This is a genomic window from Vagococcus sp. WN80Y, assembly GCF_059621045.1.
Window position 1 is genome coordinate 17,414 of record NZ_JCAQHY010000149.1, and the last position, 14,178, is coordinate 31,591.

General features: G+C 35.9%; 16 protein-coding genes. 12 read left to right on the top strand and 4 right to left on the bottom strand.

Features of this window, described 5'->3' with window-relative positions; all coding sequences use genetic code 11:
• The first annotated feature begins 4 nt into the window (after positions 1 to 4).
• From AC5KOD_RS10720 to AC5KOD_RS10745, 6 genes are all read left to right on the top strand, one after another.
• Entirely contained in the window at positions 5 to 388 is a 384-nt protein-coding gene (locus AC5KOD_RS10720; protein WP_496914589.1) for a VOC family protein, read from the top strand.
• Positions 388 to 753, top strand: coding sequence for an MmcQ/YjbR family DNA-binding protein (locus tag AC5KOD_RS10725; RefSeq protein ID WP_496914553.1), 366 nt, complete (start codon positions 388 to 390; stop codon positions 751 to 753). The genes AC5KOD_RS10720 and AC5KOD_RS10725 overlap by 1 nt, the downstream gene beginning before the upstream one ends.
• A gap of 55 nt (positions 754 to 808) precedes the next feature.
• Complete coding sequence (locus AC5KOD_RS10730; RefSeq protein WP_496914554.1) at positions 809 to 1,168, top strand: helix-turn-helix transcriptional regulator; 360 nt, start codon at positions 809 to 811, stop codon at positions 1,166 to 1,168.
• 9 nt (positions 1,169 to 1,177) lie between these two features.
• Positions 1,178 to 1,726 carry a helix-turn-helix transcriptional regulator gene (locus tag AC5KOD_RS10735; RefSeq protein ID WP_496914555.1) on the top strand — a complete coding sequence of 183 codons (549 nt, stop codon included), beginning with the start codon at positions 1,178 to 1,180 and terminating at the stop codon, positions 1,724 to 1,726.
• Positions 1,727 to 1,789: 63 nt separating this feature from the next.
• Positions 1,790 to 2,188 carry a hypothetical protein gene (locus AC5KOD_RS10740; protein ID WP_496914556.1) on the top strand — a complete coding sequence of 133 codons (399 nt, stop codon included), beginning with the start codon at positions 1,790 to 1,792 and terminating at the stop codon, positions 2,186 to 2,188.
• Positions 2,189 to 2,487: 299 nt separating this feature from the next.
• Complete coding sequence (locus tag AC5KOD_RS10745) at positions 2,488 to 3,327, top strand: helix-turn-helix domain-containing protein (RefSeq protein ID WP_496914557.1); 840 nt, start codon at positions 2,488 to 2,490, stop codon at positions 3,325 to 3,327.
• A gap of 165 nt (positions 3,328 to 3,492) precedes the next feature.
• Here AC5KOD_RS10745 and AC5KOD_RS10750 read toward each other — a convergent pair whose 3' ends face one another.
• Together AC5KOD_RS10750 and AC5KOD_RS10755 are read right to left on the bottom strand one after the other, a co-directional pair.
• Entirely contained in the window at positions 3,493 to 4,194 is a 702-nt protein-coding gene (locus AC5KOD_RS10750; RefSeq protein ID WP_496914558.1) for a beta/alpha barrel domain-containing protein, read from the bottom strand.
• Positions 4,195 to 4,282: 88 nt separating this feature from the next.
• Complete coding sequence (locus AC5KOD_RS10755) at positions 4,283 to 5,170, bottom strand: LysR family transcriptional regulator (RefSeq protein ID WP_496914559.1); 888 nt, start codon at positions 5,168 to 5,170, stop codon at positions 4,283 to 4,285.
• 121 nt (positions 5,171 to 5,291) lie between these two features.
• Between AC5KOD_RS10755 and AC5KOD_RS10760 the strand changes: the two genes are divergently transcribed.
• From AC5KOD_RS10760 to pepF, 4 genes are all read left to right on the top strand, one after another.
• The gene (locus AC5KOD_RS10760) at positions 5,292 to 6,308 is read left to right on the top strand and encodes a YeiH family protein (protein ID WP_496914560.1); all 1,017 of its coding nucleotides are present in this window, start codon (positions 5,292 to 5,294) and stop codon (positions 6,306 to 6,308) included.
• Between the two features lie 207 nt (positions 6,309 to 6,515).
• Positions 6,516 to 7,781, top strand: coding sequence for an NCS2 family permease (locus AC5KOD_RS10765; protein WP_496914561.1), 1,266 nt, complete (start codon positions 6,516 to 6,518; stop codon positions 7,779 to 7,781).
• A 141-nt stretch (positions 7,782 to 7,922) separates the two neighbouring features.
• Positions 7,923 to 9,116, top strand: coding sequence for a competence protein CoiA (locus tag AC5KOD_RS10770; protein WP_496914562.1), 1,194 nt, complete (start codon positions 7,923 to 7,925; stop codon positions 9,114 to 9,116).
• A 50-nt stretch (positions 9,117 to 9,166) separates the two neighbouring features.
• A complete protein-coding gene (gene pepF / locus AC5KOD_RS10775; protein WP_496914563.1) occupies positions 9,167 to 10,975 on the top strand; it encodes an oligoendopeptidase F in 1,809 nt (602 codons plus the stop codon).
• 34 nt (positions 10,976 to 11,009) lie between these two features.
• On the opposite strand, the gene AC5KOD_RS10780 is transcribed toward pepF, so the two are convergent.
• Positions 11,010 to 11,663, bottom strand: coding sequence for a DsbA family protein (locus AC5KOD_RS10780; RefSeq protein ID WP_496914564.1), 654 nt, complete (start codon positions 11,661 to 11,663; stop codon positions 11,010 to 11,012).
• A gap of 79 nt (positions 11,664 to 11,742) precedes the next feature.
• Entirely contained in the window at positions 11,743 to 12,333 is a 591-nt protein-coding gene (locus AC5KOD_RS10785) for a CYTH domain-containing protein (protein ID WP_496914565.1), read from the bottom strand.
• 280 nt (positions 12,334 to 12,613) lie between these two features.
• Here AC5KOD_RS10785 and yjbM point away from each other — a divergent pair, with 280 nt between their 5' ends.
• Entirely contained in the window at positions 12,614 to 13,330 is a 717-nt protein-coding gene (gene yjbM / locus AC5KOD_RS10790; protein WP_496914566.1) for a GTP diphosphokinase, read from the top strand.
• A gap of 28 nt (positions 13,331 to 13,358) precedes the next feature.
• Entirely contained in the window at positions 13,359 to 14,177 is an 819-nt protein-coding gene (locus AC5KOD_RS10795; RefSeq protein ID WP_496914567.1) for an NAD kinase, read from the top strand.
• Position 14,178 lies beyond the last annotated feature (1 nt).

The following is a 14,178-nucleotide window of genomic DNA, read 5'->3' on the forward strand; positions in this document are numbered from 1 at the left end:
AATGATGAAATTGGATATGGTGGGAATTATTGTCAGTGATGTGGCAAAAGCAATTGAATTTTATGAGGTTTTTGGTTTTTCAGTAATCGGTGATCCGACACAAAACTATGTCGAATTGGCTAATCAAGGAATAAGAATTTCGTTAAATACGCGTGAGATGATTGCTGGGATATATGGATTTGAACCAAAGAGTCAAGGTGACAAGTTGGAATTAGCTTTTTTATGTGACTCCGTTGAAGAAGTGAATCACTTATCAAAAAAAATGAAAGAGGCTGGCTATGATCTTTTTAAAGAGCCTTGGGATGCTTTCTGGGGACAAAGGTACGCTATTATTAAAGATTTAGATGGTAATTTGCTAAGTATTTTTGCCAGTTTGGAGGCCAAATAATGAAAGAATTAATAGCTTACTTACAATCAGAAAGTCAAAAGTGGGTGGGAGTAAAGACTAGCTATCGTGAGTCTTGGGAATGTGAATACTTCGAAATCATGAGTAAATGTTTTTGCATGATTGGTGAAAATAAAACAGGACAGCTAGTGATGACTGTAAAGGGAGTGCCAGAACGTAATGAGGAGTTACGTGAGCAATATGAATGGATTATTCCAGGCTACTACGCTAACAAAACTCATTGGAATTCAATTATTTTGAATCAATCAACCTTTGAAAAAGCGGAGCTATTAGCCTTTTTGAAAGGTTCATACGATCTTGTTTTTGCTAAACTGCCTAAAAAAATACAGACGGAGTTGTTAAATTAGTCATCCTAATCAAATTAATTATTAAGAAAATTTTTAGTGAGATCAGGAGGAATAAATGAAAATAGAGCGTTTATTAGCTATTATTGTGATGTTGCTAAATCATCCTCTCGTAACGGCTAAAGAAATGGCTGCTCGTTTTGATGTTTCTAAGCGGACTATTTATCGTGATATCGTGTCTTTGGAAACAGCTGGTTTTCCAATTGTTGCTGTACATGGAAACGAGGGTGGCTATCAATTGATGGATACGTTTAAGCTTCGTACTTATACTTTTTCTGAAGAGGAAAAGGTATGGCTTATTAGAGCGTTAGAGTTGCAAAATGAGTTATTGACAGAAAATAGATTAGGTCAAGAGATTACCGAAAAGTTACGCCTATTAATCATGAATGAGCCAGAAGAGTTTCAAGTGAGTTTATGACAGGGAACGTTGCACCGACAAATAATTGAAAATGACACTAAAAGAAAACTCGCTAAATTTCAGCAACTAATGACACAAGGATTAAAAGCGACAATCTCATATGTATCCGCTAATGGACAAAAAACAACTCGAAAAATTAGCCCCCGGCAACTCATCCTAAAGAATGGCAGTTGGTATTTAATTGCTGATTGTGAATTGAGAAGAGATGAGCGAGCGTTCAAGCTGACACGTATTAGAGAGTTACAAGAATCAACTGACAAAATAGCTGAGAGTACGAACCAGAATAGTTTCGATGCGGGTGTTAGTCAAGAGAGACAACAAGTGATTTGTTTGTTTCCTGAGAAGGAATTAGGTAAGTTATATGATTTTTTTACTGAGAAGGAATTAGAGAGATTACCATCAGGAGAAATCCAAGTTAAGTTTGAAGAAGACTTAGACAAGAATTTAATCCCCTTTTTGTTAATGTTTGGAGCGGCAGTGAAGGTTTTGAAACCAAATACTTTGAAATTAGCCCATCTTCAAGCGATAGAGCAGATGGGAAAAATATATACCAACTAAGTTGACAGACTGATGTCAACTTAGTTTTTTTATAATTGAAAGTAGAAAAGGAGTGTGATGAAAATGACGTTATATGCTTTGGCACAGGTAGTAACTAATAATTTTACAGATGGGCAGATGGGTGAAAAGATTCAAAAAGTTTGGCAGGATGCTACTCAGCAATTAGCAGAGTCGACTACCATGTATGGCGTGTATCATAAATTTGAAAGTGACTATAAGGGAGATTATACTCTATCGATTGCGACGGAATCAATTGTAACGACTGAGAAGATAGAGGTTGATAAATTTGCTAATTATCGTACTTTTAAGGTCGATACAACTCAAGAAATGAGCGTCTATCAAGCATGGCAGAAAATTTGGGCGCTAGAGGATGAGGGGCAATTGCACAGAGTTTATCTAGTTGACTATGAAAAGTATAATCCAGATGGTTCAATAGAAATATACATTCAAGTAACTACTTAAATTTGCTTGGAAAAGGAAAAAAGACGGAAAAATACGTCTTTTTTCTTTTTTAGATGAATATTTAGTTTATTTAACGGTTATTTATTATGGAGTTGTTAATTATTTTTAAATAAAGATTTTTAGTATACTTATCTGAATTTAGTTTTTAAAACGTTCTTTTAAAAGGTGGTAGCGTAGGGATTTGTCTCAAAAAATAAGAAGTTTTTCTGAAAAGTTGAGACCATTTTCGTGAAAAAATATCTTATAATATGTAAGTAGTAAAAAATAAAATCCATTGCCCACGAAAAGGAGACCGAACAATGTATAACTCAATCACTTATGGACATGTTATTAAGGAATTACGTAGAGATCGTTTTTTATCACAAGGTGAACTAGCTAAAGATATTTGTTCACAAGGAATGCTAAGTCGTATAGAAAATAATGATGTTGTTCCTAACGTGTTAGTTATGCAAAAGATTTGTGAAAAATTGAACGTCTCCGTTAATTATGTGTTAACACGAGAAGAGGCAGCTAAAATACCTGTAAACAATTGGTTAGAATTGTTAAAACAATATAAACATAGTAAACAAATTAAGGAATTGAGTACGACGATTTCAGAAATTGATAGTCTAGAGACAGAGGTTTTCAAAACTAAATTAGAATTGCAAGAATATGCCTATTATAAAGGATGTAGCTTGAGTTTTAGTCAGCCTGATTCAGCAGAAGCATTAGCAATTTTACAAGAAGGATTAAATCATACCTATAATCGGCAAAAAAAGCATGCAACTGACATGGAGGTTATGTTGCTAAGCGAAATAGGGCTAATTTATTATAATCAAGGAAAATTTGAATTAGGTCTGTCATTTATGAAACGGAGTATCGTTCAATTTTATAATGACATCAATAAGCGTGAAACATTAGAGCTAATTAAAGTATTTCAAAATATTGCTGCTAGTTTTGAGGATTTGAAAACTTACGATGAAGCGATGGAATACATTGAACAAGGTATCTTATGGAGTCAAAAAAAGAAAAGTTATTACCGCTTGAGCGATCTTTATATGCTAAAAGGAATTGTGTTAAAAGAATTAGGACAAATGGATGAAGCTATTGAAGTGGTGGAGATTGCAGAGACGCTTAATAAATTGGCAACAAGAACTTAAAAGATTAGGAACTGGAGTACTGAAGCAATAAAACAGCATGTAGCGTTTTAACGGTTGTTAAGTTTACTTGCTGAGAAGTATAGTGAGCAGACTTTTGCGGCATGTTGATTTTTTAATAGTGGTAAAATAAGTGAGGGTGAGACTTTTTTGTCTCACCCTCTTATTTTAGTCAAGTGAGTTGGCGTTTTGTTTTTCTTGATCGCGATAAACATCCATTTTTTTACTGAAAAGTTGTCCGTTTGATGGAGGAGTATAAGTAATAGCATTAGCACCTGCTTCAATTGTTTCGAGGATAGCTTCTTCAGTTGGACCACCTGTAGCAATAATCGGAATATCTGGATAATCTTCACGAATTTTTCGAACAATACTAGCTGTATCTTTGCCACCACTAACATTGAGAATAGAAATACCGGCATTTAACCGTTCTTCAACATTTGTAAAAAGAGAAGTAATGGTTCCGACTACAGGAATATCAACCACTTCAGCAATTGACTCAATTGTTTCTTTAGGTGTTGGTGCATTGACAACAACACCGATTGCCCCTTGGGATTCTGCAAAAATACTCATTTGAACTGAACGTTTACCTTGGGTTAGTCCACCACCTACTCCAGAAAAAACTGGAATATCAGCTGCTTCAGTAATGCTTTTGGTAATGGTTGGATGAGGTGTGAAAGGATAAACAGCAATTACTGCATCAGCATCGATGTTGCGAATAATGGCAATATCAGTTGAATAGACGATTGATTTGATTCGTCGGCCAAATATTCGAATGCCGCTGCACTTACGAATGACAGCTGGCACTTTAATAATGTCTTTTCTAAGGTCAGTCATAATTTCTGGAATACGTTGTTCCTTATTTTCTGGCATGGTTAGTTATCCTCCTTGAATGAATAGATAAATTGGTGATTATGTTAGTTTATTATAACTCAGAGAGTCTAAATAAAGATAGTTTAAACTAGTTAATAGCCTGAATCATTTGAAAGATCTGAATGAATTCTGCTTCAAATAGACTGTCCCTCAAATAGATGAAATAGAAACTGTGAGAAGGATCTAGTCGATCAATATTAATTTTTTGATAAAGCTGTTCAGCTAGCTCTTTTTTAACCACCTCTTCATAAAGAAAGGCTATTCCTAAATTGTATCTAACCAGCTCTTTAATACTGTTAAGGCTTCCTAGTTCGAATAATCTAGAAAAATCATCTACGCCATAGTTTTGTTCGGATAGCAAGTTATCGAGAATCTTTCTTGAACCAGAGCCTTTTTCACGAGTTATTAGGGTATAAGGAAATAACTCTGCCAGCTGATAAGTTACAGATGAGTCAAGATTGCTATTACTTGAAGCGATTGCAATAAATGGTTGAGACGATAATTCAAAATAGCTGAACTTACTTTTGGGAAAGTTTCCTTCAACTAATGCAAAATCAATCTGACCATCTTGGAGTTGAGCTAATATTTGCTCAGTATTTTCTACTTGACAAGAAATATTTAGTTGTGGGTCTGATTCGGCAAAGGTTCTAATAATCTGGGGTAATAAGTGATCACCAATGGAAAGTGTCGTCGCAAAATTGAGTGTTCTACTAGTAGCATGGTTAGTTAATAAATTACTTTCAATTTTATTTATTTGAGCTTGTAGGTTTCTCAAATAATCGTAAAGTAGCTGTCCAGTAGAGGTCAAGTTAATTTTTCGATGTTGATAGGTCACTAATTTAGTGTGATATTTTTGTTCCAACCATTGGATATGCTGCGTGACAGCGGGTTGAGTAATATATAATTTTTCAGCTGTTTTTGTATAGTTTTGTTCTTTACAAAGAACAAGAAAAGTGTCATAACGATAATCTAACATGGTAGCTCCTTTATAATTATTTTTTATAGTTATATTATAATCTATAATTTCTTTTTATTCTAATTTCATGATACTCTAGCACTATAGTAGTTAGATGAGTAAGAATATAGGAGTGTTGTAGATGCAAAAAATAGTAGGTTGGCTAAAAAAAGTTTGGTTAGGCTTTGGAGCTTGTTTGGCAATTGCAATAGTCGCTCAAGGAATTGGTAAATTGGTTCCTCAGATAGGAGGGGCATTGTTTGCGATTCTTTTAGGGATTTTATTTGGCAATACGTTTTTAAATAGAGAAAGCTTGGCTAATGGAGTAAGATTCTCAGAAAGCAGGTTATTAGAATATTCAATTGCGTTGACAGGTCTGACATTAAATATTACGGATGTAATGGGTGTCGGGATACGAGGAATAAGTTTTATTATTTGCCAAATGGTAGCTACCATGATTATTGCTTATAAATTAGGGCAATGGTTTGGTTTTGGTCGAAAATTTTCTCTTTTGATGTGCGCCGGAAATGCTGTCTGTGGTTCATCGGCCATCGGAACAGTTAGTCCCATACTAGAAGCGGATGATAAGGATAAGGGGATTTCTATTACAATTGTAAATTTGACAGGGACAGTCTTGATGGTTGTTCTACCGTTACTGACCAGTTTTTTATATCAGCACCAAACAATGCCGACGAGTGCGGTGATTGGCGGTGTTTTACAGTCAATTGGTCAGGTTATTGCATCAGGAAAGCTTGTAAATGATGACGTAACCCAGATTGCCACTATTTTTAAAATCGTAAGAATTATTTTACTGGTAGGAGTCGCTTTAAGCTTTTCAAGAATGAATACAACGGATAAAGGACCACTATTTACTAATTCGGTAAGTAAAAAACAAACAAAAGTAGGGATTCCCTGGTTTATCAGTGTTTTCTTCGTATGTTGCTTGTTGATTTCATTTACCCCTATTCCAGAAATTGTTTCACTGACGGCTAAGACAATCAGTGGTCAGTTTGAAATTATTGCATTAGCTGGAATTGGAATGCGTGTTAAGTTTAAGGATTTAATTAAAGAAGGCCCAAAAGCAATGGCACTAGGAGGCGCAATAGGGACGAGTCAGGTATTGGTGGCAATTATTTTAATCTTTTTATTGATAAAATAGCTACTGATATGCTCACTTTAAGAGATTTCAAAATATAAAATCGGCTTTTAAAAAGAAATAGCAGTTAGCGCTTGCTTTCCGAACGATTTGATGTTACATTATATATCGGTTAACAACTTAATACAAAAAATCTTTATGTATAGGTGGGTGGGCAACAAGCCATTCGTCTGTACTTTTTTGTGTTTAAAAATAAAGGAGCAAGTGAGTATGATTGAAAAAAATGTGGATCTAAAAAAAGAAATATTAGCTGGTTTGACCTCTTTCTTTGCGATTTCTTATGTGATTATTGTTAATTCAATGATTTTAGCAGAGGCCGGAATCCCGCCGGAGCTCAGTGTTTTTGGTACTATCTTTATATCAGTTATTGGCTGCTTAGCCATTGGTATTATAGGAAAAGTGCCTATCGTAATTACAACGGGGATGGGAGTCAATTCTTTTTTCACTTACACGCTTGTCTATTCGTTGAAAATGAGTTGGCAAGAAGCGCTAGCTGCTAGTTTTTGCGCCAGTTTGATTTATTTATTAGTAGCATTTACACCACTGACTCAACTTTTGGTAGAAGCAGTGCCTGAAAGTTTAAAACATGGAATCACGGCTGGAATCGGTATCTTTTTAGTGATAGTTGGATTGGAAAATGGTGGAGTAATAGTGCGAGGTGAGCATACTTTTATGACCTTGAATTCATTTCAATCGCCGCTATTGTTGCTGACATTGGCTTCTTTACTGGTGACGTTATTCTTATTGTTGAGAAATGTACAGGGAAGTTTTTTTATTGGGATCATTTTAACCACAGTTGTGGCTAATTTATTTAAACTAGTTCCTAAAGCTGAGAACATGTTTACACTATCTGCTATTAAAAATTATCCATCCATTGTTGGGAAATTAGATTTTTCGTCTATGTTTATGACAGAATTTATTTTGGGAACTTTTTCTTTGGCAATGATTTTAATTTTTGAGTCAATGGGACTTTTTAATGGTATTTTAACGGGTCTAACTTCAAAAGATTTTAAAAGAGTTTTTAGAGTTAATGGAATTATTATGTTGTTATCAAGTGTTTTAGGAACTAGTCCAACTATTCCAGCAGCAGAGAGCTCAACTGGAATTCAACAAGGAGGTAGAACTGGAAAGACTGCAGTAACAGTCGGGCTTTTATTTTTTGTGGCTGTATTTGCTATCCCATTGTTGTCATTTATTCCTAGCTCAGCCTTGTCACCAGTAATTATTATCACTGGTTGCATGATGATGGAGAATATTCGTCACATTGATTTAACGGACCTGACTGAATGGTTTCCAGCATTTTTGATGATTGTATTAATGGCTTTTTCTATGAGTATTTCAGATGGACTGGCCTTTGGTTTTGTCTCGTATCCGCTAGTTAAACTATTTGCAGGCAAACGTCAGACTATATCAGTACCAATGTGGGGAATATCAGGTTTGTTCCTACTGTATTTAGTTGCTAAAGTTTGGATATAGTCATATTCTAGTTTATCAAAAAGTTCTTATGATAAAAGTGATTGAGGTTATCTCGGTCGCTTTTTTTAATGGAATTCATCTAAAATTGCGTAATTTAGTATTAGGAATCTAATCAATTCGTAATATTGAAGGAGCGATTTTATGTTTATTGCAGAAAAGGAGCAGGGTGACTTACTGAATTTGATGCTACATACGAAAGAAGAAATTGCAGAACTACCCAAACAAAATTGGTTGTGTAGAGGTTGTAGGCAACGGCTTATTCTTAAAAATGGGCCACTTAAGTTGGCTCATTTTGCTCATCATCAAAACAGTCAATGCCAAATTTTTTCAGAAGGGGAAACAACGGAGCATTTAGCTGGTAAGCAGTTGTTAGCCAACTGGTGTGAGGCGTATCAGCTAAACTATGAATTAGAGGCATATTTACCAGAATTGAAACAACGACCAGATATTTTGCTTGAGGGTAAAATCGCACTTGAATTTCAATGTAGCTCCTTGTCATTGGCGAGATTAGTTGAAAGAACAGAAAATTATCATCGTCATGGCTACCAGGTTATTTGGTTACTTGGCAAAAATTTTTTTGTTGGTCAAAAATTATCAGCTATACAGAAAGGATGTGTTGGATATCATCAGAAGAGTGGTTTTTACCTTTGGGAATTGGCCATAGAAAAAGAATCGATTAGTTGTCTGATGCACATAGAAGAAATTCAGCTTTCGGGTCGTTGTCTTTACAAACGAAAGCAGTGGCAAGTGGGGAGTTGTTCACCTATGGTGCTTATAAATTTTCCACAACAGAATCGCATTTTTATAAAACGCCAGTACCAAAGCTTGCCACTGCTGGAGACAATGTTTGATTCACTTGATCAGCGACTAATTAGGAAGGACAAACAAACTCTCATTATGCAAGAACAATTGTATCTGCGAGGTCATCATTTAAGAGCTCTTGACCTTGTCTTTTTTTTGCCCGTGACGCAACCTTTGGCTGCTAAAACATCTGTTTTAATGTGGCGCTTATTAGTTTGGCAAGTTCTTTTAAAGCATGAAACTCTTTCTCTGTCTGAGTTCACTCGGTATTTTCAAAGACTTTTTCTAGCCGAGCAATTGACATGTTATTTGATGCCATTAGTTCCTTTAGCAACTATTCTTACTCAATTCTTAGAGGAGTATTTGGAAGTTTTATGTCAGTTGAAATATATTACTATCGTTGAAAATCAGTTAACGGTTCTACGTGGACTTACTTATTTTTCTTCAAGCCAGGAGCGAAAACAATGTGCCACAAGTCAATTAGCTAACCATGAACATATTTCCGCAACTCCTCACAGAAATATGCTATTATAAATAAGTAAGAATAAAAATGTAAAGCACGATGCGAGAGGAGCAGATGATAAATGGAAGCAAAGCAATTACCTAAGCGTTCGGAACTAGAGATCACACAAACGTGGGATTTAACTCCTATTTTTGCAAATGATAGTGAGTGTGAACAAGCAATACAAACAATAACCGCCCAATTGAGCGATGTCTCAACTTATAAAGGAACTTTGGCCGAGGGAGCAGATGCATTGTATAATGCTCTTGAATTTATTGGTGAAGTGACGCGGAAATTTGAAGTTATCTATGTTTATTCGCATTTGAAAAACGATCAAGATACTACTAATACAGCCTATCAGGGATTATATGCTAAAGCTAGTAGTTTAGCAGCGCAAGTTAGTGAAGCTATCTCATGGTTTGAGCCAGAGTTATTACAATTAAGTGATGAGGTTGTTTGGGGATATTTTGAAGAAAAATCAGAATTAGAGTTATATCGCCATTTAGTTGCTAATGTACTAAGTGAGCGCCCGCATATTCTGTCAGAAAAAGAAGAGGGGCTATTAGCTGGCGCAAGTGAAATCTTTAGTGCATCAAGCCAAACCTTCTCGATTTTAAATAATTCCGATTTGTCCTTTCCAACAGTTAAAAATGATCAGGGAGAAACGGTTCAATTGTCTCATGGATTATATGGACAATTATTAGAGAGTACTAATCGTGAGGTTCGTGAAGAGGCCTTTAAAGGGATGTATAGTGTTTATCAACAATTTCAAAATACCTTTGCGACCACACTGTCTAATCATGTAAAAACTCATAATTTTAAGGCAACTATTCGCAAGTATAGCTCAGCAAGGGAAGCAGCCTTAGCAGCTAACCACATTCCAGAGCCAGTTTACGATAGCTTGTTGGACGTTGTTAAGAAAAATCTACCTCTTTTACATCGCTATGTTGCTTTGCGCAAGAAGTTGTTGGGTGTTGATACTTTACATATGTACGATATGTATACGCCTATTTTAGGAGAGGCACCTATTCGTTATTCGTATGAAGAGGCAAAGGAAAAAGCGATGGTAGCTCTACAACCTTTAGGAGCCGAATACATGAAAGTTGTCGAAGAAGCCTTTTCCAACCGTTGGATCGATGTTGTTGAAAATCAAGGGAAACGAAGTGGTGCCTATTCTTCAGGATGCTACGATACTGCTCCTTACATATTGATGAACTGGCATGATAGTTTGGATCAATTGTATACACTTGTACATGAAATGGGCCACAGTGTTCATAGTTACTTTACGCGGAACAATCAACCTTATATCTATGGAGATTATTCGATTTTTCTAGCAGAGATTGCTTCTACGACAAATGAAAATATTTTGACTGAGCATTTATTAGCAACAGAAACTGATCCAAATGTTCGAGCTTATGTTCTAAATCGCTATTTGGATGGTTTTAAGGGGACTATTTTCCGACAAACACAATTCGCTGAATTTGAACATTTTATTCACTCAGAGGATGCTAAAGGTGTACCGTTGACCAGTGAGTATTTGAATGACTATTATGCTAATTTGAATGCAGAATATTATGGTAATGCTGTTGAACGCGATCCTGAAATTGCAACTGAGTGGGCACGTATTCCTCATTTTTACTATAATTATTATGTGTATCAATATTCAACTGGCTTTTCGGCCGCTTCAACATTGGCACATAAAATTAGTCAACAGGTACCTCAGGCTTTAGAAAACTACCTAGCATATTTGAAAGCAGGTAGCAGTGATTTTCCAATTGAAGTTATGAAAAAAGCTGGAGTTGATATGACACAACCGGCTTATCTTGAAGAGGCTATGAAGGTTTTTGAAGAACGTTTGAATGAGTTTGAACAACTAGTTGATAAGTTATAAGCACAAAAAAAACCACGAATTCGTGGTTTTTTTGTTAATTTTCAATGAGGCGTAAACAATAGTCATTAAGTTTTGTTGGTGATTGGTTGGCTAGTTGTTCGACATAGGTGTCGTTACATGCTTGATCATTAGTTTTAAACAGTTCACGCAAAATTTCTGAAGTAGGCGGGGTCTCAACTAAAACCCCGAAATCACGGTCACAGGCGTAGTTAAAGACAACGGCAGAAGTGTTTTTACAAACGTTCATTTCTTTTGCCGTTTCTTGATCGGAAATAAATGAATCACGAACAATAGTTGAAGAACGATCAGTTCGAAACATTGTCAAATCACCATTGATTTGGCTGACAATCTCATTGACTAAATCTTCTGTATAAATTGAATGTTGTAAACAAATTTTTTCTTGAAGAGCTAGTAGAAAGGCTCGTCCCTTTTTTTTGCCTTGAAGTTGCATAGCTTTGTAATCTAAAGCAGCTGAATAAGCAGATTCGAATAATCGATTGCGTTCTTGAATACTGATAGATTCTAAATGATGCTCATGCAAAAATTGTTGAAAACTGCGCAAATTTAATAATGGTAGAAACTTAAATTGAACCTTTTTGTGCTCAGTTTGAATTATTTGCAGAATTCTCTTTTCAGAAGCAAGGCTTTCCGAGCAGAGAGGGTGGATAAACAAATAAATTTCAATCATAGCCATTCCCCCATAATCCCATTTCTTTTTTCGTACTCTTAATGTATCAGAAAATTGACTAAATTTGAAATAAAATGTCTTAAATAGACGTTTTCGCTTCAAATGTACGTACAATTTTATTTTTGGCGAGCTTATATTCAATCGCATTTTCTTTAAGAAAATTCACAAAGAAAGCCTTACCGTCTTGGGCATCTGCCACTTCCATTTCAAGCTCAAAATCGTGTTTTCCATGATACCAACTTTCATCTAATACTAATAAAATGGAGGGGGTTAACTGGCGCTCAAAGCGTTTGGTAGTAAGCTGACCGTGGATGACCATCTCTGAGCAATCTATGCCGGCTGCTTTTATTTTTTTAGCGACATTTTTGTCGCTTAATATAGAACCTTTTTTGATCAGTTTTTCTGCATCTGCAAGACTCAGTTCATCTGTGGTTTCTAGTAAGCCATCACCTATTGGGAGGGGCGATTTTAGGGTTAATTCAGCTCTAGTGGCGAGTTGTCGTATACGTAGTCCCATTCTTAGTTTTTTTAGCTGAAAATCGGGTGTGTCATAGTAGCTGTTGGTTTGAGTAATAGAGGGCGTGGAAGGTGAAAAATAAAGATGGAGTAAGCTTTGGTACTCTTCTGATGTTAGCAGACTTTTAAATTCGATTTCAATAGTTTCACTCATTGTGTAAGCTCCTTTTTTCCTCCACTAGTAACTGATTTATTACTAAAAGGAAGTTATTACGTTTAGTTTGCCTGATAATCGTTTCGTCGTCAACCGATAACCTTTTGAGAGGTATTTGTAAGCGAAAGAAGCGACAGCTCACTAACTTTTTTTGCCATTTTATGCTAAAATAAGGCTTGTGGCATTAACGGGCTAGTTCACTCCTTAAATAGTGATAAATAACGTATTTAGTGAGTGAAAGTAGTGCCGATATAATTAGAATGAAAACGAGGTTGCTAGGATGGAAAATTGGGAATTATTTTTAGCGCCGTACGAACAAGCGGTATCGGAAATGAAAATCAAATTAAAGGGAATCCGCAAGCAATTTAGAGAAAGAAATCAACATGCGCCAATTGAATTTGTTACTGGGCGTGTTAAACCGGCGGATAGTATCATGATAAAATCAAAGCTACGAGGCATTCCAATGGATAAATTGGAAAGTGAGATGCAAGACATTGCTGGCTTGCGCATTATGTGTCAATTTGTCGATGACATCTATGAAGTTGTTCGGTTGATACGTGGGCGTAAAGATATGAGTGTCGTTCAAGAACGGGATTATATTACCAATATGAAGGAAAGTGGTTATCGTTCGTATCATTTGATTATAGAATATCCAGTGCAACTTATTAGCGGTGAAAAAAAGATTTACGCTGAAATACAAATCAGAACCCTAGCAATGAATTTTTGGGCAACGATTGAACATTCATTGAACTATAAGTATCAAGGTGAGTTTCCTCAAGAAATCAATGAGCGCTTACGTAATGCATCAGAAGCCGCTAATTTACTAGATGAGGAAATGTCGAAAATTCGTGAAGAAATACAAGAAGCACAACACTTATTCTCACATGGCCGTGGCAAACAGGATGATTTATACTACCAAGATTTCTTGAAATTGCATGAAAGTAAGTTGTTAGAAGAGCTGACAGAGAAAAAAGGACCCGACGAATTAATAGATTAAGTAATGGTTTAAATAGGAGGTGGAATAGATGAAAGTATCGATTATATCCAATCAGTCAGAAAAATCACAGTTAGCAACAGAAAGGTTAAAAGAATTAATTGCACAAACAGATATTCAATTGGAAGAGAAGAAACCTGATATCGTGATCTCGATTGGCGGTGATGGAACTCTTTTATCAGCTTTTCACCGATACGCGCATATGCTAGATAAGATTCGCTTTATGGGAATCCATACTGGGCATTTGGGTTTTTACACTGACTGGCGAGATTATGAGTTGGAGGAGTTAGTTGAAAGCTTAATGAAGGATGACGGCAGTAGCGTTAGTTATCCTTTATTAGACGTCACAATCTTTTTTGAGGATCAAAAAGAAACACAACATTTTTTAGCGCTAAATGAATGTACCATCAAGCGGATTAATCGAACAATGGTAGCAGACATCTTTATTAAAGAAGAAATTTTTGAGCGGTTTCGAGGAGATGGCTTGTCCGTAGCTACACCAACAGGTTCAACTGGATATAATAAAAGTGTTGGTGGTGCGGTTATTCATCCACGAGTTAATGTCTTGCAGATGACTCAGATTGCTTCTTTGAATAATCGAGTATATCGCTCATTAGGATCGCCGATTATTATTGCCAATAATGAATGGATCCGAATTGATTTACAGCCAGCAGATGACTATTTACTTTCATTAGATCAACTTAATCTGCCGCAATCAAGTATTGCAAGTATTCAGTACCGGATTGCAGATGAGCGGATTCATTTTACGTCTTATCGTCACACCCATTTTTGGCGTCGAGTGAAGGATGCGTTTATCGAGGAAAGTCCAGAAAGGCAAGGAGAAGCTTAGC

Excerpts from the sequence above, each read along its gene's own strand:
- AC5KOD_RS10765 (WP_496914561.1), top strand. The coding sequence starts at position 6,516 with ATGATTGAAAAAAATGTGGATCTAAAAAAAGAAATATTAGCTGGTTTG.
- AC5KOD_RS10780 (WP_496914564.1), bottom strand. The coding sequence starts at position 11,663 with ATGATTGAAATTTATTTGTTTATCCACCCTCTCTGCTCGGAAAGCCTT.
- yjbM (WP_496914566.1), top strand. The coding sequence starts at position 12,614 with ATGGAAAATTGGGAATTATTTTTAGCGCCGTACGAACAAGCGGTATCG.
- AC5KOD_RS10740 (WP_496914556.1), top strand. The coding sequence starts at position 1,790 with ATGACGTTATATGCTTTGGCACAGGTAGTAACTAATAATTTTACAGAT.
- AC5KOD_RS10750 (WP_496914558.1), bottom strand. The coding sequence starts at position 4,194 with ATGCCAGAAAATAAGGAACAACGTATTCCAGAAATTATGACTGACCTT.
- AC5KOD_RS10770 (WP_496914562.1), top strand. The coding sequence starts at position 7,923 with ATGTTTATTGCAGAAAAGGAGCAGGGTGACTTACTGAATTTGATGCTA.
- AC5KOD_RS10755 (WP_496914559.1), bottom strand. The coding sequence starts at position 5,170 with ATGTTAGATTATCGTTATGACACTTTTCTTGTTCTTTGTAAAGAACAA.
- AC5KOD_RS10730 (WP_496914554.1), top strand. The coding sequence starts at position 809 with ATGAAAATAGAGCGTTTATTAGCTATTATTGTGATGTTGCTAAATCAT.
- AC5KOD_RS10745 (WP_496914557.1), top strand. The coding sequence starts at position 2,488 with ATGTATAACTCAATCACTTATGGACATGTTATTAAGGAATTACGTAGA.
- AC5KOD_RS10785 (WP_496914565.1), bottom strand. The coding sequence starts at position 12,333 with ATGAGTGAAACTATTGAAATCGAATTTAAAAGTCTGCTAACATCAGAA.
- AC5KOD_RS10760 (WP_496914560.1), top strand. The coding sequence starts at position 5,292 with ATGCAAAAAATAGTAGGTTGGCTAAAAAAAGTTTGGTTAGGCTTTGGA.
- AC5KOD_RS10795 (WP_496914567.1), top strand. The coding sequence starts at position 13,359 with ATGAAAGTATCGATTATATCCAATCAGTCAGAAAAATCACAGTTAGCA.
- AC5KOD_RS10720 (WP_496914589.1), top strand. The coding sequence starts at position 5 with ATGAAATTGGATATGGTGGGAATTATTGTCAGTGATGTGGCAAAAGCA.
- AC5KOD_RS10725 (WP_496914553.1), top strand. The coding sequence starts at position 388 with ATGAAAGAATTAATAGCTTACTTACAATCAGAAAGTCAAAAGTGGGTG.
- pepF (WP_496914563.1), top strand. The coding sequence starts at position 9,167 with ATGGAAGCAAAGCAATTACCTAAGCGTTCGGAACTAGAGATCACACAA.